15 protein-coding genes are annotated in these 18159 nt (G+C 54.7%); 13 read left to right on the plus strand and 2 right to left on the minus strand.

From position 1 onward, the window contains the following. The first annotated feature begins 43 nt into the window (after positions 1-43). The 7 genes from FUA23_RS05460 to FUA23_RS05490 all read left to right on the plus strand — a co-directional run bounded on the left by FUA23_RS05460 (position 44) and on the right by FUA23_RS05490 (position 8340). Positions 44-1222: an ABC transporter permease gene (locus FUA23_RS05460; RefSeq protein WP_147929717.1), complete on the plus strand. Its 1179-nt coding sequence runs from the start codon at positions 44-46 to the stop codon at positions 1220-1222. A gap of 45 nt (positions 1223-1267) precedes the next feature. After that, complete coding sequence (locus tag FUA23_RS05465) at positions 1268-1639, plus strand: hypothetical protein (RefSeq protein WP_147929718.1); 372 nt, start codon at positions 1268-1270, stop codon at positions 1637-1639. Positions 1640-1716: 77 nt separating this feature from the next. Beyond that, a complete protein-coding gene (locus tag FUA23_RS05470) occupies positions 1717-3081 on the plus strand; it encodes a sigma-54-dependent transcriptional regulator (protein WP_147929719.1) in 1365 nt (454 codons plus the stop codon). Between the two features lie 25 nt (positions 3082-3106). Then, entirely contained in the window at positions 3107-4420 is a 1314-nt protein-coding gene (locus FUA23_RS05475; protein WP_147929720.1) for a sensor histidine kinase, read from the plus strand. A 154-nt stretch (positions 4421-4574) separates the two neighbouring features. Then, complete coding sequence (locus FUA23_RS05480; protein ID WP_147929721.1) at positions 4575-4937, plus strand: BlaI/MecI/CopY family transcriptional regulator; 363 nt, start codon at positions 4575-4577, stop codon at positions 4935-4937. Next, positions 4934-7495: a M56 family metallopeptidase gene (locus FUA23_RS05485; RefSeq protein WP_147929722.1), complete on the plus strand. Its 2562-nt coding sequence runs from the start codon at positions 4934-4936 to the stop codon at positions 7493-7495. Before FUA23_RS05480 ends, FUA23_RS05485 begins: the two co-directional genes overlap by 4 nt. Before the next feature lie 143 nt (positions 7496-7638). Beyond that, entirely contained in the window at positions 7639-8340 is a 702-nt protein-coding gene (locus FUA23_RS05490) for an SCO family protein (RefSeq protein ID WP_147929723.1), read from the plus strand. 141 nt (positions 8341-8481) lie between these two features. Here FUA23_RS05490 and FUA23_RS05495 read toward each other — a convergent pair whose 3' ends face one another. Beyond that, positions 8482-9087 (minus strand): HD domain-containing protein, encoded by a 606-nt coding sequence (locus tag FUA23_RS05495; RefSeq protein ID WP_147929724.1) that lies wholly within the window; start codon positions 9085-9087, stop codon positions 8482-8484. 41 nt (positions 9088-9128) lie between these two features. Here FUA23_RS05495 and nadC point away from each other — a divergent pair, with 41 nt between their 5' ends. Further along, entirely contained in the window at positions 9129-9998 is an 870-nt protein-coding gene (nadC, locus tag FUA23_RS05500) for a carboxylating nicotinate-nucleotide diphosphorylase (protein ID WP_147929725.1), read from the plus strand. Between the two features lie 128 nt (positions 9999-10126). Here nadC and FUA23_RS05505 read toward each other — a convergent pair whose 3' ends face one another. After that, positions 10127-10807, minus strand: coding sequence for an SOS response-associated peptidase (locus FUA23_RS05505; RefSeq protein WP_147929726.1), 681 nt, complete (start codon positions 10805-10807; stop codon positions 10127-10129). Positions 10808-11053: 246 nt separating this feature from the next. On the opposite strand from FUA23_RS05505, the gene FUA23_RS05510 reads away from it, so the two are divergent. From FUA23_RS05510 to FUA23_RS05530, 5 genes are all read left to right on the plus strand, one after another. Further along, the gene (locus FUA23_RS05510) at positions 11054-12757 is read left to right on the plus strand and encodes a M3 family oligoendopeptidase (protein WP_147929727.1); all 1704 of its coding nucleotides are present in this window, start codon (positions 11054-11056) and stop codon (positions 12755-12757) included. 93 nt (positions 12758-12850) lie between these two features. Further along, on the plus strand, positions 12851-13096 hold the full coding sequence (locus FUA23_RS05515) for a 4a-hydroxytetrahydrobiopterin dehydratase (RefSeq protein ID WP_147929728.1): 246 nt from the start codon (positions 12851-12853) through the stop codon (positions 13094-13096). Positions 13097-13385: 289 nt separating this feature from the next. Next, complete coding sequence (locus FUA23_RS05520; RefSeq protein WP_147929729.1) at positions 13386-14777, plus strand: hypothetical protein; 1392 nt, start codon at positions 13386-13388, stop codon at positions 14775-14777. A 334-nt stretch (positions 14778-15111) separates the two neighbouring features. Then, the gene (locus FUA23_RS05525) at positions 15112-16242 is read left to right on the plus strand and encodes a hypothetical protein (RefSeq protein ID WP_147929730.1); all 1131 of its coding nucleotides are present in this window, start codon (positions 15112-15114) and stop codon (positions 16240-16242) included. Between the two features lie 211 nt (positions 16243-16453). Beyond that, complete coding sequence (locus FUA23_RS05530; protein WP_147929731.1) at positions 16454-18094, plus strand: NAD+ synthase; 1641 nt, start codon at positions 16454-16456, stop codon at positions 18092-18094. Positions 18095-18159 lie beyond the last annotated feature (65 nt).

Genomic DNA, 18159 nt, shown 5'->3' on the forward strand with positions numbered 1-18159 from the left:
CCGCAAACGAACCAAATTCCCAACGATCCAAACTACCAATCTTATGTTCCGCCACCTGCTAAAACTAATGTGGAATAAGCGCCGCGCCAACAGCATGATATTCCTTGAAATATTGCTCGCCTTCGTGGTCTTATTTGGTGTATTTGCCTTTGTTTTCTACAACATGGACCGCTACCGGTCTCCGCTCGGGTTCAATTACGAGCAAACCATCGGTATCCGGATGGATTTTGACGACGAGTTGGATTCGCTGGCCGTCATCGAGTTACAAAACCGGATTCATCGTGAGATGATCGCGATGCCTAACGTGGAAGCCGCCAGCTTCATCGGGCCGGTAAACCCCTTTGGTGGCAATACCTGGCAAACTGGCACTGAGGTAAACGGTCAGCAGATCAGAACGCAAATGCTTTTTGCCGACTACCGCTTCGGGGAAACCGCAGAGGTGACGATGACGGACGGGCACTGGTTTACCGAGGACGACATGAAGGGAAAGTATATCCCTACCGTAGTGAATGCAGAGTTTAAGCGCAGGTATTTTCCTGACGTTGAATCGATCGTAGACTCGGTATTCGACATCAATGGCGAACATATCGTTGTGGGAGTAACTGGAGACTTCAAGTACAAGAGCAATTTTGCCGAGAACTTTCCTCTCACCTTCTACCCCCAGATGGAGCGGCTCGGGGAAGGCGACCCTTACGAAATGATGGTCGTCCGCCTGCGCCCCAACACGATGGCCGAAACAGAAGAGGACATCTTCAACCTGCTCGTCGACAATACCAAGAACACCGAAGTCGTAATCTGGAGCATGGCTAAAGACCGGAATAAAGCCAACCGGCCGGTTATGATTCCGATGGTTATCCTGCTTGTCATTTCCGGCTTTTTGCTCATCAACATAGCGCTCGGCCTGTTCGGGGTGCTCTTCACTCAAATCAACCGTCGGCGGGCAGAGATCGGGCTGCGCAAGGCGATGGGAGCCACTTCAGGGCAAGTTACGCTGCAGTTCGTACTCGAGATTCTGATCGTGACGGTGATGGCATTATTACTCGGAGCATTCTTTGCCGTACAGGTTCCGCTCCTCGAGCTTACGCCAATCCCCGGTAAATTTTTCTATTACGGCATTCTCGCGGCAGTCACCATCATTGCGGTCATCGTTTTGCTGTGCTCCTTTTTGCCCAGCCGCCAGGCGGCGGGTATGCATCCCGCAAATGTTTTGCACGAAGAGTAACCTCCTCCGTGCAACCCTACTCACTAACCAAAAGACTTTTCCAGCATGAAGTATATTCTTGTTCTTCTCCTCAGCCTTAACCTCACCACGCTTTCCGCACAATCATCCAGCCAATCGGTATCTGAAGTCAGCTCAGACGACGGGTATCTGTTTGCGGTAAAACTCGATAAGCAGCAAAAACAAAAACTGCTTTCGGCCTTCGAAAAGATTACCGGTAACGAATTAAATGTGAAAGTGACCGGTTTACTAGTCGAGGAATACGAAAACGGTACCGTTGTGGAACTCAACACCCGCAAAAACCGACTATCCGTAAATTACAGCGGCACCAACGAGACCGCGAAGCAGGAAGCCCGTAAATTGGCCGTAGCCATTCAGGACATCCTCAACCTTGCACCTGCGCCCGCGCCGCCTCATTAGCAGGTAGTCGCTGTCTTACCGCTCTTCGTTACTTGTTTCGTCTGTACGGCGGCACTACCAATTACATCCCACCAATTATGCCCCACAAAATCCTTATCATCGACGATGACACCATGGTGTCCACCAGTTTGGAGCTCCTGCTCAAACGGGCTGGCTACGGTGTAAAAAGTGTGTCCCGCCCGGCAGAAGCGTTGCCCGCCATTGCGGAGCAGCGACCATCGTTGGTGCTGTTGGATATGAACTTTACGATAGACACCAGCGGAAAGGACGGGATGGCTCTGCTGAAGCGCATCCTGGGGAAACACCCCAACCTGCCGGTGATTCAGATGACGGGCTGGGCGACCGTCCAGCTGGCCGTGGAAGGCATGAAAGCGGGTGCGCGCGACTTCATCGCCAAGCCCTGGGACAACCGGGAGTTACTCAACGCAGTAGCCATTCAGGTCGATAAATTTCCGGTATGGCATGATTTTTTGGGCGCGGACGCAGGTGCAGGGAAAGTAAGCGACAGCAACACTCCTTTCGCGGGCATCATCGGTGAATCGGCGGCGCTCACTTCCGTCCTCGAGCAGGCAAAAAGGGTAGCTCCTACCCACGCTTCTGTCCTCATCACCGGCGAAAGCGGTACCGGCAAAGAATTGGTCGCCGAGGCCATTCACCTTGCCTCTCAGCGGGCGGGGAAGCCTTTCGTGGCCGTAAACCTTGGTGGTGTACCGAAAGGTTTGTTTGAGAGTGAGCTCTTCGGCCACAAAGCCGGGGCCTTCACCGATGCCCGGACCGACCGTCAGGGGCGTTTCGAGCTCGCCGAAGGCGGCACCCTGTTCCTCGATGAAATCGGAGATTTGGACCTGGCCGCTCAGGTAAAACTGTTGCGCGTACTTCAGGAGCGCCAGTACGAGCGCCTCGGTGAGAGCAAGGCGCGGAAGACAGATGTACGCATTTTATCAGCAACCAGCAGGGACCTGCAGAGCATGGTCGCCGCAGGAACTTTTCGCGAAGACCTGCTCTACCGCATCAACCTCATCCACCTGCACCTCCCGCCCCTGCGGGAGCGCCCCGACGACATTCTGCCCCTGGCCGAGCACTTCCTGGCCGGAGCTAAAAAACGCTACGAAAGGCCACAACTTGAGTTGGGCCGGGAGGCTAAGTCATGGCTTCGCCGCCAGGCTTTCCCCGGCAACATCCGTCAATTGCAAAACCTGGTGGAGCGCACCGCAATCCTCGCACCGGCTACCGTTGTCCAGGTCGAGGACATCGACAAGGGCCAGTCGATGGCGTCCGACAAAGCCTTCGCCCCCGGCGGCATGACACTAGAGGAAATGGAGATCAAGATGATAAAAGCAGCCCTGGGCCGCCACGGCGGAGAGATTGCTGCCACCGCACGGGAACTGGGCCTTACCCGCGCCGCGCTGTACCGGCGGATCGAGAAGCACGGGATTGGTTAGCTTGCATACGTAAAAGAAAAGTCTCTTGTCCTCTTCCATCAAATACATCCTCTACCTGACCGTGCTGCACCTTGCACTCGGCGTACTGGCATATTACCAGTTCAGGGGAAACGGGGCCTACGTGCTCGCGGCCGAAGTATTGTTGCTTGGTTCGGGGTACATCGCGCTGCGCATTTACCGGTCACTGATTTCGCCCTTGCGGTTACTGGGGCAGGGCGCCGCAGCACTCGAAGACAAAGACTTTTCGGTAAAGCTGATGCCCACCGGAAGCTTCGAGATGGACCGTATCGTGAAGGTTTACAACAACATGATCGATCAGCTGCGGGAGGAGCGAATCAGTGGACGACAACAGGAGGTATTTCTGGATCGTCTCCTCCGGGCAGCGGAGCTGGGCGTTGTTGTCCTCAATTACGACGGGGAGGTGGCAAGTATGAACCCCTGGATGGAAGCCCAATGCCAGGACCCCGCCTTCTACACTGCCATTCTTGAACCCGCTCTGCACCCGCCTTCGGGCCAGGAGGAAAAGGAAGACAACGAAAAACTGCCGCAACAAGCGACCACCACCGTGCGTACCGGCCCCGGCAACCGCCGCTACCATATCGAACGATCCGGGTTTGTAGACCGCGGATTTGAGCGCGGATTCCTGATCGTACAAGACGTAACGACCGACCTGATGACCGCCGAGAAAGAAGCCTACGGAAAGGTGATCCGGATGATGGCCCACGAAGTCAACAACTCCAACGCAGCAATTATTTCGGTGCTGCGCAGTTTACTCGAAGCCGCCACGGAAGGTGAAAGTGAGCTCCCGGAACTAAGCAAAGATTACCTGCCCGCCGTGATCGGGCGAGCGGAGAACATGACCGTGTTTATGCGCAATTTTGCGCGCGTCGTCCGCCTGTCTTCCCCTAACCGCAAGCGGACCGACCTCAACCAGCTCCTGCGTCGGACCGGCGAAGTGATGGGCCCCATCCTGCGGGAGAACAACATCAGTCTCAGCTACGAGCTTGCGCCCTCCGAGGTCATTGTCAGCGCCGATCCCGCCCAACTCGAGCAGGTTATCATCAACGCACTTACCAACGCACGGGAAAGTATCGGCTCCGGAGGGAACATTCTTATTTCCAGCTCCTCTTTTCCAGCTGGCTTTGTCGTTGCCGACGACGGCCCCGGAATACCAGCCCCCGCCGCGGGCGATGTTTTCACACCGTTTTTCAGTACAAAACCGACCGGGCAGGGCGTCGGCCTGACGCTTACCAGAGAAATTCTGGAAGCGCACGGGGCCAGGTACGGCCTGGCAACTGAGGAAGACGGCTGGACACGGCTCAGGGTGGTATTTGGCTAATGCCCCGCTGGCGTAAGCCCTCAACCTTTAAAATAGGTAAATTTCTAATTCCGGCCCCAGAGGTACTGACAAAAGCGCGAAAACGTTAAATACTAATGCATTAGTTGTAACTACCAATCCATTAGTATATATTTGTACTAATCAATTAGTAATTATGCAGAAACTAGCCAAACGCGAAGCTCAGATCATGCAGGCCCTCTGGGAACTTGAGCGTGCTTTCGTGAAAGACATCGTAGAAATGATGCCCGAGCCACGCCCCCACTACAACTCCGTCTCCACGATGGTAAAGTTGCTCAAACAGAAAGGCTTTGTCGATTTCGAGAAGCAGGGCAATGCTTACCAGTTCTTCCCCGTCGTCAGCAAAGAAGAGTACCAAAGCAAAGTAGTTGGAGACGTTGTAAAGGGCTTTTTCGATGGTTCTCCGATGAAGCTCGTCAACTATTTCGCTAAGGAGAAAAAGCTGGACGAAGCAGAACTGGAACGCCTCCTTAAAATGATTAAAGACCAGAAAAAATGATTTACCTGATCCACGCCGGTCTTCTGCTTTCGGGCTGCTTCGCCTACTACTGGTTGTTGCTGCGGAACGAGACCCACTTTTCGCTCAACCGCTGGGTCCTGCTTGGCTGCCTGGTCGGTTCGCTCGTTTTACCCCTCGTAACGGTGCCTGCCGCCTGGTCGCTCCGGAAAGCGCTGGTGACCGAATCCGTCGTTCCTGATGCAACGGAGCCTTCTTCGTCCGTAGCTAACACGAGCCTGATTTCCAGGGCCGGTACCAGCGCGACGGAGAGCGCAGCAACCAAGGCAGAGATGACCCCCGCAACGGCTCCCCCTCCGGCGAGTACCACGACGGGCCAAATCATTACAACGCAAGACCAGCAAACCGCCCGGGCTTCCCTTCCGGCGGGAATCAATTACGGGAAGTTACTGTGGTTGATCTATCTGGGAGGTGTAGCCATTTTCGGGCTTCACTTTCTGGTTCAACTGGGCTACCTGATCGTGAAGGTGATCCGCCACCCCGGCTTCGATGCCGGAGGCTTCCACCTCGTGGAGTTGAAAGAAGAGGCGGCCCCCTACTCTTTCTGGAACCGGGTATTCCTGAACCCCGATCGCTACGACCCTGAGACGTACCACCAGATCGTACAACACGAGGCGGTGCACGTTCGGCAACGGCACAGCATCGACCTTCTCCTCGCTGAGCTCGTCGTGATTGTGCAGTGGTGCAACCCCTTCGCCTGGCTCTACCGGCGGGCCATCGAGAACAACCTCGAATTTTTGACCGATGCGGAGGTGATTCGCCAGGGCGAAGACCCGGTCGATTACCAGATGAGCCTCGTAAAGGTTGCCGTTCCCAATTTCCCTCTCGGCCTCACAACCAGCTACAACCAATCCCTTCTTGAAAAGCGTATCACCATGATGAAATCCAAAAAATCCTCCCTGGCTTCCGGCTGGAAGTACCTCACCATCCTCCCCCTGCTCCTGCTTTCCGTGATTCAGTTCAATGCGGTAGCGCAAACAGCGCCGGTGCCCGCGCCTGACCACGAGGCCGCGTCTCCCGTTGCGATCCCTCACCCTGCACCTGCTGCCGAGCCCGTTTCCGCACCCGCCGAAACGGCTATTGCCGTAGCGGTAAGCCCCGTAGCGGCTTCGGAGGCGACGTCCTTCCCGTTGCCCGCCATGACCGTTCAGGTCTCCCCTGCCCCCGCGGTAACTCCAGTGCCGGATGTGGTGATTCTCCCCGTAGCAAATCCGGCCGTAAGTGCGACCAACGAAGATTTCGACAAGGCCCGCCGCAGCTGGACCGCAGAGATCGAAGACGACGAAGTCTGCTTCACCTTCATCGTTACCCAGGGCGACCGTCAGCACCTTTCAACCAATAGTCGCTGCTTCCCACGCGCCGAACTGGGAACTCTTCCTACCGGACAGACGGGCGATTTCTCCCTGCAGCGCGAATCGGGAACCGTCACCTTCAACGGCGTTTTCAACGGCCCCGAAGGCTTAGGCAGCTTCGATTTCCTTCCGGACCCGAACTTCAGAAAAATGCTGGCCGCCAAGGGGTACGATGGCTACGAAGACATGGAATTGCTCCACTTTTTCTTCATCGACTTCACCTCCGGCTACCTCGACTACCTGAACCGCGAAGACTACAAACCTACCGAGCGCGAGCTGTTCAAACTCGCCATCTTCGGCCTTAGCGAAGATGAATTCCGTTCGGCCCTTTCCGGTTACCAGACCGCAGGTTACGGTAAGCCGGACATGGATAAAATGATCGAACTCCGCATCCATGGCGTAAACGATAAATACATCAACGAACTCTCCGGGCTGGGCTACAAAGACCTCACCCTCGACGACGTGATGAAGGCCAGAATTCATGGCCTCAGTGCAGATTTCGTGGAAGACATGACAAAGGCCGGCTTCCGAAAAATGCAATTCGACGACATCATCAACCTATCCATTCACGGCGTCTCCAGCGCGTATGTTGCGGAACTCAAAGACCTCGGTTACGACAACCTGAGCCCTGATGACGTGCTGGAAGCACGCATCCATGGTGTCCGGACCGAACACATCGAAAACCTGCGCGAAGCAGGGTTAGGTAACCTTTCGCTCGAAGATGCCCGCAATGCAGCCATTCACGGAGTAAACGCAAGCTACGTCAGCGAACTGGCTGAGCTCGGTTACACAAGCCTGAAAATAGACGACGTGATTACCGCTAAAATTCATGGCGTAAGCAAGCGCAAAATCGGAGATCTTAAAAAGGCTGGCCTTACTGGACTCTCGCTTGATGACGCCAGCAAAGCCGCCATTCACGGTGTGAATGCAGACCAGGTACAGGAGCTCCGGGACATGGGATACACGGAACTGGAATTCGACGATTACGTAACCGCCCGTATCCACGGCATTACGCCTCGTTTCGTACAATCTTACGAGGTCCTCGGCTACGGGAAAATTCCTTTTGAGCAACTGACGAAGCTCAAAATTCACGGGGTTTCTGCTGATTACATCCGTAAATACCGACGGGACGGGGATGACATCAACGATCTGATCGGCGATAAGATTCGTGGTCGTCACCGCAACTAGAAATTACACGTTGTTGAGTTTTAGTACCGCGGCCCGGAAACGTTTGTGTTTCCGGGCCGCGCTTTTTTAATCACCCTACATTAACCGGACGATGACAACCCAATGGCCCGACATCCGTTTCTCTGGGTAACAAAACTCATCACATGTATTCCCGCGCTTTGTTTTTCATACTATCGGTCTTCATCCTCGTAGGTTGCGGCGACTCCAACGGGCTCGCCAGCATAGAGTCTTCGGATCAACATCCCTTTTACGCCCGCCACCCGAAAGACCCAAAAACCGGGAAGTACCTGGAAAACGAACTTGGATTCCCCGGCAACCACCCAACCGACCCGGCAACAGGAGCTCCTGCCCCCGAGCCCGTCCGTGATTGGAATTACATCGATCAGCTTGAGCGTCCCTTCGGCTCCGACAGCCTGCGGGGAAAGGTTTACGTCGCCGAATTTTTCTTCACCTCCTGCCCCACCATCTGCCCTAAGGTAAAGGGCCAGATGTTGCGCCTGGAAGAAGAATTTGCCGACGAGCCCGACTTCCGGATGGTCTCCTTTACCGTAGACCCCAAGCGCGACACACCCGAAAAAATGAAGATGTACGCCGAGCAACTCGGCACAAAAAACATGGACCGCTGGCGCTATATCTACGGAGACCGCTTCGAGATCAGTGAGTTGGATGCCGACTACCTCAGCATCGCTGAAGAGAACCCGGATGCTCCCGGTGGTTTCGATCACAGTGGCTACATCGTTCTGGTTGATCGTAATGGTTTTGTGCGCTCCTACGCCAGCGGGCTGAAGCCGGAGGAGGTTGACTTCCTGATGAAAGACATCAGGCTCTTGCTCGATGCGAAATAGCTTTTTGCGCACTACTGGACATTTCGCTTCGCGGCTTCTTCGAGGTTTGGTTCCCTCTCCGCTGAGCCTTAGGCGAAGCTTGCTGGAGAGGGCGGAGGGTGAGGTGGAAAATCAAAAATGTCCAGTAGTGTGAGCCTTTTGTTACAACTGCCCTAACTCCCGCTCCAGGTTACTGCGCGCTGCGTCTTCCCACTGCCCGCGGGCGATAGCGCCGTGGTATATGTATGGCTTTTCCAGAAAATGGCGCAGTGCTTTTTTGCGGCCGGGACGATAAACGAAGTCGGGAAACATCCCGAACTCCTTCCTGATGGCGCGGGTGTATTCGTCATAGCCGGCGGGGTCCCGCGCGAGAACAGCGAGGTCCAGGTCCACCAAAAGGGCTTCCTCTTCGGTAGTTGCTGCGTGGGTTTTGGTGGTCATTATCAGTTGATGACAGCGGCTTTGGCCGGCTTCACTCACGCCCGCTTTTTGCAGAAAAGCCACTGCCTTGACGGCGCTTCGGGCTTCATTATCTTTTCGGCCGGCACGGTACACGATGTCGTGGTAAATCAGGGCAATCCCGAATACGGGCTCGGCAGCAGGTGCAGGGGAAGGTAAAAGGCAAGGCAGATGACCCAGCATTTCTTCCAGGTGATTGAAGTTATGGTACGCACGGCCATCGTATGCTTTTGCTATCGCAGACCATTCGCCCGAAAGCGCTGGCTCCAACCCTTTAATACACGCCGCGAAGTAATGGGCTGGTTTCATGCTGGTAAAACGACTAACTTTGCGGCTCAAAATAAGAAAATATGTCTACCACTCCAATGTCCGAACCCCTTCGTCAGCGCATCCTTCAGTTTATCAACGAGGCGTTGGCCGAAGATGTAGGGCCCGGAGACTACACCAGCGAAGCCACCATCCCCGCCAGTAACCGGGACACAGCCCGCTTATTGGTAAAAGACGTTGGCGTTCTGGCCGGCGTGGAAGTTGCCCAAATGATCTTCCTGGCCGTAGACCCTACTGCAGAGTTCGAGCAGAAGATGAACGACGGCGACCTGATGCACCCGGGCGACGAAGCCTTCTTCGTTACCTGTAACTCCCGTGCGCTGCTGCAGGCCGAACGCCTGGTGCTAAACACCATGCAACGGATGAGCGGCATTGCCACCCTCTCCAACCGCTACGCTTTCGAAGTAGAGGACCTGCCCGTAACCGTACTCGATACGCGCAAGACAACCCCCAACCTCCGCTTTTTGGAGAAATGGGCCGTTCGTCTGGGTGGTTGCAGCAATTACCGCGACGGGCTTTACGACCGCATCATGATCAAGGACAACCACGTTGACGCGGCTGGCTCTATCACCGCTGCCATCGAGGGGGTACAGGCCTTTTTCTCGGAAAACAACATGAAACTACCCATCACCGTCGAGGTTCGTAACCTTGTGGAGTTGATGGAGGTCCTGAAAATCGGGCAGGTCGACCGTATTATGCTCGACAACTTCGAGGTGCCCATTCTGAAAGAAGCCATTGCCCACATCGATGGCCGCTTCGAGACCGAAGCCAGTGGTGGCATCACCCTGAAGAGCATCCGCCAGATTGCCCAAACGGGGGTAGACTTCATTTCCGTCGGAGCGCTCACGCATTCAGCTACCAGCCTGGATTTGAGCCTGAAAGTGGTGAAGTAGGGGGTAGTTTGTAGTAAGGTAGTGAGTAGTGCTGCCGCAATTACCGTTCGCGGCGCTACGTTTACTCACCCAGGGCGAACAAACCTAGCGAAGTAATTGGTTACGGCGGCAGCACTACCTCCTGCCCGCTAACCAATCGGCTGGTGCAATTCTGCGCCATTGTTCCGCACATTGCCCACCAGGGGTGAAACGGGATAGTATTCGAGCGTACCGTCGGGCGGCGTGGTGAGCAGGTTGAGAACTTGCGGAAGCGGTGTTTCCGCTGCCAGCCATTCCTCCTGCGCGGCTTCGTTGCTGAGCAGCATGGGCATCCGGTCGTGGATGGGGTTCATTTCTTTGTTTGGGGCACCAGTGATGATGGAATAGGTAAAGACAGGTTTAGCGTCGGGTTCTTCCTTTGGTTGCCATTGCTCCCAGATACCCGCCATCACCAGCAAATTGCCGTTGGCGGGTTTGATACGAAAGGGCTGCTTTTTACCATCGCGGCGTTGCCACTCGTAGAAACTGTCGGCCAGTACCAGGCAGCGCCGCTCGCGGATGGGCTTACGGAAACTCGGCTTATCCTCAATTCCTTCGCTGCGGGCGTTAATCATGCGGGCGCCGATTTTCAGGTCTTTGGCCCAGAAGGGTACAAGGCCCCAGCGGAAGGTAGCGAGTTGATCGGGCGCATGGTTGGTCAGCACCAGGCCGTTTTGGGTAGGGGCTACATTATAGTTTTCCGCCAATCCGCCAGCGGGCAATTTCAACTGACGGGAGAATTGTTTCCGGAGTTGCTCTTCGGTAATCACAATGCTGTAGCGGCCGCACATAACCTGAATTTTAATTTAGTGTCTTTTAGTTCAAGGCAGCAATGGTTCGTAAGGTTCATTTTACGGGCGCAAACGCAGGTGCCACAAAGGTTGGAGCAGCAAGGTACAAACGCATGCGCCCCTTCATTTCGCTTCTCTTTCGTTGCTCCTCGGTCAACCTGCCCTGCACCTGCGTGCGCGCCAAAGAAAACAAACCACCCCGAAAAAGCCTTTTCCCTAACAAACCAACGAATCAAAGCTCAAAAAATGTCCACTAACCCACAAGCTGCCTTTCCCGATTTCGACTACCAACGCCCCGATCTGGAGCAAGCCGAGAAAGCATTTCGGGCCGTACTGGCCGAGTTGGAAGCCGCCGACTCGATCAACAGCGCCATCGCTGCAGTAGAGCAGATCGACAGTATCCGCGCCGGCATCGCAACGATGCAAAACATCAGTTACATCCGGTACAGCATCAATACGCGGGACGAGTTCTACAAAACCGAAAAGGCATGGTTCGATGAGCACCTGCCCGCCACCCAGGGTTGGAGTATGGACTATTACCGCGCACTGATCAACAGCAAACACCGCGCTGCACTAGAGCAAAAATTCGGAAGCCAGCTCTTCGACACCGCCGAATTGAGCATCAAAACTTTCAAGCCCGAGATCATCGAAGATATGCAGGCTGCCAATAAAGGTTACAGCGAGTATACCGAACTGAAGGGCGGAGCCAAAATCGACCTCGATGGTAAAACCTATACGCTGAGCAGCATCATTCCCCTCGAACAAGTAGCCGACCGCGAAGAGCGCCACCGCGCCAGCAAAGCCAAATGGGACTGGATGGCCGAACATTCAGATCAGTTCGAGACCATCTATCACGACCTCGTTCAGGTACGCCACGGAATGGCCCAGAAGCTTGGTTACAATAACTACGTAGGCCTCGGTTACGCCAATATGAACCGTACCGATTACGGCCCGGAGCAGGTTGCTAATTTCCGTCGGCAGGTAAAGCAACACATCGTTCCCATTGCCCAAAAGCTGGCAAAATCTCAGGCAGAACGCATCGGAGTGGACCGCCTGACCTACTACGATGTGAACTTCCGCTTCCCCGATGGCAACCCAAAGCCAGTAGGAGAAATGGCCGACACCGTAGCCGCAGCCCGCAAACTCTACGATGGCCTCAGCCATGAAACCGGAGACTTTTTCCGCCTCCTCGAAGACCGCCAACTGATGGACCTGGAAGCCAAAGACGGCAAAGCAACCGGAGGCTACTGTACTTACATCAATGATTACGGTGCCCCGTATATCTTCAGTAACTTCAACCGGACGAGCCACGATGTAGACGTCCTTACCCACGAGTTTGGTCATGCCTTTCAGGTATATTCCAGCCGCCACCAGAAGCCGATGGAGTACAACTGGCCCACCTACGACGCGGCCGAAATCCACAGCATGAGTATGGAGTTCTTCGCCTATCCCGGCGTACCCGACTTCTTCGGCAAAGACGCCAAGAAATACTACTACGCCCACCTCGAGAGCGCGATGCGCTTTCTGCCCTACGGCTGTGCCGTAGATGAGTTTCAACACCTCGTTTACGAAAACCCGACCTGGAGCCCGGCCGAACGCAACGCCGCCTGGAAACGCCTCGAAAGCGAGTACCTCCCGCACGTAGATTACTCCGACCATCCGTTTCTCGACAAGGGCACCTACTGGCAGAGCCAGCTCCACATCTTCGGCATGCCGTTCTATTACATCGATTACTGCCTGGCTCAGATCTGCGCCTTCCAGTTCTGGCTAAAAGACGAAGCCGATCATGCAAGTGCCTGGGCCGACTACGTCGAACTCTGCAAAGCCGGAGGATCAAAATCTTTTCTCAAGCTCGTTGAACTTGCCCGGCTAGAGAACCCCTTCGAAGACGGAGTGATGGAGAAGATTGCAGCCAAGGTTACGGAGCGGTTAGGAGAGTTGGCCGGGTAGCTGTTTCCTTAACGTTTTTTTAGTCTGTAAGCCAGGGTGCGCCTACCGATTACGACCGTACCTTTGTGTTTTCCGTACCCAAGAACCAAAACCATGCCCTTCACCGAAAAAGATAACGCCCTCCGGGCAGAGTTCAAGTTCGAAGACTTTACCCAGGCCTTTGCCTTTATGACCGAAGTGGCCTTTGCTGCCGAAGCGGCCAACCATCACCCCAACTGGAGCAACGTTTACAATACAGTATCCGTAAACCTGACTACCCACGATGCCGGCAACACCGTGACCCAAAAGGACCACGACCTTGCCTCCGCCATCGCCAAGATTTACGGTAAATATGCTTAGAGCTTTATTTTTTGCATTAACACTGTTGCTATCAGTGGGTAGTGCTGCTGCCGCACCATCCTCTGCTGCCACGTCTCTCCTCTCGCGAGGAGCTACCCTCCCTACACAAGTACAAAAACCGCATTTCAGTAGTGATTCTGCACTCAAAACGCGAAGCGTTTTCACGAGCCTCTCCCTCGTGGGGAGGGGTTGTGGAGGGGGGTTTGCAGCCGATGCAGACTTCTATAGGGAAAGTAGCTCCCAAGGAGCAGGGCCGGAAGAGAGGGAATCCTCCGATCGTCATTATGCCATGACAACCCAGGCGCAGATCATCTACAACCGGATTCTGGCAATGGAACTGGACGGTGCGCAGTCGGACCTGGACGTATTCCGCGAGCGTTACCCCACTAACCTGGCTGCGGAGCACCTCGAGAGTTACCTCGATTTCTTTCGCCTCTACCTCAATGGCGACGAAAGGATCGATGAGCGCCTCTCGGCCCGCTTTGACCGCAGAATAGATGCTCTGGAAGACGGCGAAGAGAGCTCTCCCTACTTTCGTTATGCGCTCGCCGAAGCGCGCCTTCACCGCAGCCTGATCCACCTTCGTTTCGAACGGCACCTGGCTGCGTTCCGCGAGCTCAATAAAGCCCACAAACTGTTGCGGGACAATGCTAAGGAATTCCCCGACTTCCTGCTGACGTACAAAGACCTCGGGTTACTGCATGCTGCCGTTGGCAGCATCCCACCTCAGTATAAATGGGGCGTAGAATTGTTCAGCTCCCTAAACGGAACTATTGCTGAAGGAAGGGCTGAAATCGCGCTCGCGCTGTCCGACGAGAACAACCCTTTTCTCCTCGAGACCCAGGTACTTTCGGCCTTTCTGGAACTCCACCTTGCCGGGGAACCCGAGGCAGCCTTCGAGAAAATAAACAACCTTGGCCTGAAGCCGAAGACCAACTCACTCCACTGTTTCATCCTGGCCAACCTGGCGATGCGCAGCGGCCGCAACGATCTGGCCCTGCGTACGCTCGAGAACCAGCCCCGCGGCGGAGCCGCGGAAGACTTCCCTTACCTCGACTTTATGCTGGGCCTGGCAAAACTACGGACCCTGGACCCTACAGCACGCCTGTACTTCCAATCGTTCAACGTGCGGTACGCCGGACGGCATTTTAAGGAAGAAGCGCAGCAAAAAATCGCCTGGGCTTACCTGCTCGGCGGAGACGAAGAAGGGTACCATAAGGCAATGTCGCGCATTGGTGGCGGAAGCAAAGCCGGTGGCGACCAAAACGCAGCAATGGAGGCAGCCCGCCACCAAATCCCTCAACCGGAACTGCTGCGCGCCCGGCTCCTCTTCGACGGCAACTATTGCACCCGCGCCCGCGCCCGACTGGAAAAGATCGACATCTCCACCCTCAGCGAAATCGAACGCCTGGAATATTATTACCGTACCGGCCGCGTTCTCGACGGCCTGAACGACTACGACGGAGCGCTGTCTTTTTACCTCCAGACTGTCAGGATGGGAAGAGACAACCCCGCTTTTTACGCCTGCAAATCGGCCCTGCAGGCCGGCTTGATCGAAGAAAAACGCGGTAATAAGGAGCTCGCACAGAAGTATTTTTCCGATTGTCTCGACATCTCCCCGGCAGAATACAAAACTGGCCTGCACATCCTGGCCAAATCAGGACTGGACCGGGTCCAGTAAACCGTTAGCGTACGGAGCCGCCCAGGTCAGCGCAATACCCTTCTCTTTAGAGCTTGTTCGGGTTTTGCCTTCTGGCTGATTACCGACAAATTCGATGCTGAACGATGAGCGAGAAACTTGCATAACCATAGCTGTGGAAATTTTGAGCGAAGAAGTGCAGCATTAAATTTGGTGCAAGCAAGCCGAAGTATTAAACCCGAACAAGCTCTTAAAGCACAGCAGCCGTATGCTCTAAATATCTAACTATCAACCCCGGGGTAATAACATCGGGCTACCCGAAAGAAAAATTGTCTTATCTTATCACACATTTTTCCTTCATCTCTATCCACGCAGCATGCGCGCCCTCCTGTTATTACTACTCCTTTCTTTCCTACCTGCTTTGAACCTGCAGGCACAGAAAAGAAATACCGACCTCGTCGTCTTTGCTGACGGCACAACGAAAGAGGGTACTGTCCGAAAGTCTGGTGTGTCCGGCTACGGCCGGGCCATCCGGTTTGCAGAGCGGGGAGTCGAAGATGAGCAGCAGCTGAGTCCCACCAGCGTTTCCGAGTTTACCCTTGCCGGCAACGGTCGCACTTACCGCTCCGTTACGGCCGAAATTCCTGATCCGGGCCAGCGGGGCAAACCCGTGTTGCAGCAGCGGTTCGGCGAAGTGCTTATTGACGGAGAAATTCAACTCATCCGGGTCAATCTCGACGGTAACGAATACGACGCTAAAGCCCTTGGCACAGAGAACTATTTTTACCTGCTGCGTCAGGATGACATAGAGTTGGTACTGGAGCTCACTACTATCGTCATTTATGAACGGCTGCACGCCAACCCCAGCCGGTTCCGCAACAAATTGAAGTTTTTCGTCAGAAGCTGTGACGACGTAATTGAACAAGCCCGCCGGGCCGACTTCAACGACGCCTCGATCATGCGCGTGCTCCGCAATTACAGCGAATGCGAGCACCTGCAGCAGGTCGAGATCAACGAAGGTCGTATTCCCAGCCGGATCAACTACCGCCACTCCATCATTGCTTCTAACCTGGTCATGCGGGACATGAATTACGATACGGATCAGTTCTCGCTTGGCATCAGTTACGAAATCGAAGCTGCGGCCTCCCAACGAATGAAGTGGTTCGGAATGCTGTTTTCCCTCGGCTACGTGTACAACAGTTTTCGCTGGGAAGAACAGTTCAATGTAGCCCAATCGATGGTGAAGGGAAACGTCTCGTTGGCTTTTTCTCCCGTTCATAAAGAAGATTTCACCGTGCAGCTCACCGCAGGCCTGAGTAACTACAATGCGTTCGATTCCAGTTTCAACAGTTTCTTTTCCAACAACTACTTCCTGCTCAGTACGGGACTGCGGGTGCGGCACAAGAACGTTGTGGCTCACCTTAGCTACGAACATACACCCAACCAGATCAAGGAACAACCCGGCAATATTCTGGTCATGGGGCTGGGATACAAGCTACCATTTTAGGCGATAGTCCATCACCTACCGGGAAGAAAGATGTGGCGCGGGCGCAGGTGCAAAAAGAGCTTATACCAAACCACTCTGACTTAGGTAAAGAATAAGAGACAGAATGGTAAGCATGCTATCTTTACTCTCAGGCACAAAAACAAGCCCCGCAACTTAGTTTTGTTTTTAAACTAACTATATCCTATCTTTGCTGTAACCAAACGAAACTGTTATGAACATCGCCCTCGCCCAAATCAATGTCCACGTAGGGAATTTTGATGCCAATCTGGCTAAAATGCTGGATTATACCGCCCGGGCCAAGGCACAGGGTGCCGACATCGTCGTTTTCCCTGAATTAGCTACCGTTGGCTATCCGCCCCGTGATTTTCTTGAATTCGACGACTTTGTCGAAAAAGCGGAAGCTGTTATTCAGGAATTGGCCAAGGCTGCCGACGGAATCGCGATTGTAGTAGGCTCCATCACCCGCAACCCCGTCGTTGAAGGTAAAGACCTTTACAACAGCGCTTACTTTCTTGCCAACGGTCGCGTACAGAACATACAGCATAAAACGCTGCTGCCGACTTACGACATCTTCGATGAGTACCGCTACTTCGAGCCGGCCCACGAGTGGGGCGTGGTGCGATATATGGACAAAACCATCGCCCTGGTTGTTTGCGAAGACAGCTGGAACGTCGGCAACGAGAACCCGCTGTACAAGATCAACCCGATGGACATGATGATGGAGCACAAGCCGGACCTGATCATCAATGTCTCCGCCAGCCCCTTCGCCTATGACCACGCCGCCAACCGCATTGAGGTGATGCAGACCAACTGCAAGCTCTACAACCTGCCGATGTACTACGTCAACCACGTCGGTGCGCAGACGGAGGTTTTGTTCGACGGGGGCTCCCTCGTCCTCCACGCCGACGGGACGGTGATCGATGAGATGCCCTACTTCAAGGAGAGCATGCGGATCTACAACACCGAAGAGGTGAAGAGCAAGGACAACGTCTCCGGTGAAGAGCCGAAGGACAAGATGACGCTGATTCACGACGGCATCGTGACGGGCATTAAGAACTACTTCGGTAAGCTGGGGTTCAAGCGTGCCATTTTAGGTCTCAGCGGAGGGATTGACTCTGCGTTGGTAGCCGTGCTTGCCGCCCGCGCCCTTGGCCCCGAAAACGTACGCTGCATCCTGCTGCCGAGCCAGTACAGCTCAGACCACTCCGTGAACGACGCGCGTGAGCTTGCCCAGAACCTCGGTTGCCAGTACGACATCATCCCTATTGAAGGCATCTACGATGCCTACATGGACGTCCTGAAGCCTCACTTCTGGGGCAAAGACGAAGGTCTTGCCGAAGAAAACCTTCAGGCCCGCGCCCGGGGAATGCTGCTCATGGCCTTCAGTAATAAATTCGGTAACATTCTGCTGAACACCTCCAATAAATCCGAAATGGCCGTCGGCTACGGCACGCTCTACGGCGATATGTGCGGCGGTCTCAGCGTGATCGGCGACGTGTACAAAACGGAATGTTTCGAGCTGGCCCGCTACATCAATAAAGACGGCGAGGTGATCCCCGACAACATCATTACCAAGCCACCGAGCGCCGAGCTCAAACCCGATCAGTTCGACTCCGACTCCCTGCCGCCCTACGACCAACTCGACGCCGTCCTGTACCAGTACATCGAGTGCACCAAAAGCCCTCAGGACATCATCGGGATGGGCTTCGACGAAGCCCTCGTGAAACGCACCCTGCGCCTCGTCAACATCAACGAGTTCAAACGCTACCAGACCGCACCGGTACTGCGCGTAAGCAGCAAAAGCTTCGGAATGGGGCGCCGGATGCCGATTGTGGCGAAGTATTTGAATTAGTCTCATGACTGGGCTGAGCGCCTCCGGCGCGATTCGGGCCAGAGGCGCTCAACCCAGATAGCTCA

Source organism: Neolewinella aurantiaca (assembly GCF_008014675.1).
GTDB classification, from domain to species: domain Bacteria; phylum Bacteroidota; class Bacteroidia; order Chitinophagales; family Saprospiraceae; genus Neolewinella; species Neolewinella aurantiaca.

What these genes read in the sequence shown, in the direction of transcription:
- FUA23_RS05460 (WP_147929717.1), top strand. Translation starts at nt 44, where the DNA reads ATGTTCCGCCACCTGCTAAAACTAATGTGGAATAAGCGCCGCGCCAAC.
- FUA23_RS05465 (WP_147929718.1), top strand. Translation starts at nt 1,268, where the DNA reads ATGAAGTATATTCTTGTTCTTCTCCTCAGCCTTAACCTCACCACGCTT.
- FUA23_RS05470 (WP_147929719.1), top strand. Translation starts at nt 1,717, where the DNA reads ATGCCCCACAAAATCCTTATCATCGACGATGACACCATGGTGTCCACC.
- FUA23_RS05480 (WP_147929721.1), top strand. Translation starts at nt 4,575, where the DNA reads ATGCAGAAACTAGCCAAACGCGAAGCTCAGATCATGCAGGCCCTCTGG.
- FUA23_RS05485 (WP_147929722.1), top strand. Translation starts at nt 4,934, where the DNA reads ATGATTTACCTGATCCACGCCGGTCTTCTGCTTTCGGGCTGCTTCGCC.
- FUA23_RS05490 (WP_147929723.1), top strand. Translation starts at nt 7,639, where the DNA reads ATGTATTCCCGCGCTTTGTTTTTCATACTATCGGTCTTCATCCTCGTA.
- FUA23_RS05495 (WP_147929724.1), bottom strand. Translation starts at nt 9,087, where the DNA reads ATGAAACCAGCCCATTACTTCGCGGCGTGTATTAAAGGGTTGGAGCCA.
- nadC (WP_147929725.1), top strand. Translation starts at nt 9,129, where the DNA reads ATGTCTACCACTCCAATGTCCGAACCCCTTCGTCAGCGCATCCTTCAG.
- FUA23_RS05505 (WP_147929726.1), bottom strand. Translation starts at nt 10,807, where the DNA reads ATGTGCGGCCGCTACAGCATTGTGATTACCGAAGAGCAACTCCGGAAA.
- FUA23_RS05510 (WP_147929727.1), top strand. Translation starts at nt 11,054, where the DNA reads ATGTCCACTAACCCACAAGCTGCCTTTCCCGATTTCGACTACCAACGC.
- FUA23_RS05515 (WP_147929728.1), top strand. Translation starts at nt 12,851, where the DNA reads ATGCCCTTCACCGAAAAAGATAACGCCCTCCGGGCAGAGTTCAAGTTC.
- FUA23_RS05520 (WP_147929729.1), top strand. Translation starts at nt 13,386, where the DNA reads ATGACAACCCAGGCGCAGATCATCTACAACCGGATTCTGGCAATGGAA.
- FUA23_RS05525 (WP_147929730.1), top strand. Translation starts at nt 15,112, where the DNA reads ATGCGCGCCCTCCTGTTATTACTACTCCTTTCTTTCCTACCTGCTTTG.
- FUA23_RS05530 (WP_147929731.1), top strand. Translation starts at nt 16,454, where the DNA reads ATGAACATCGCCCTCGCCCAAATCAATGTCCACGTAGGGAATTTTGAT.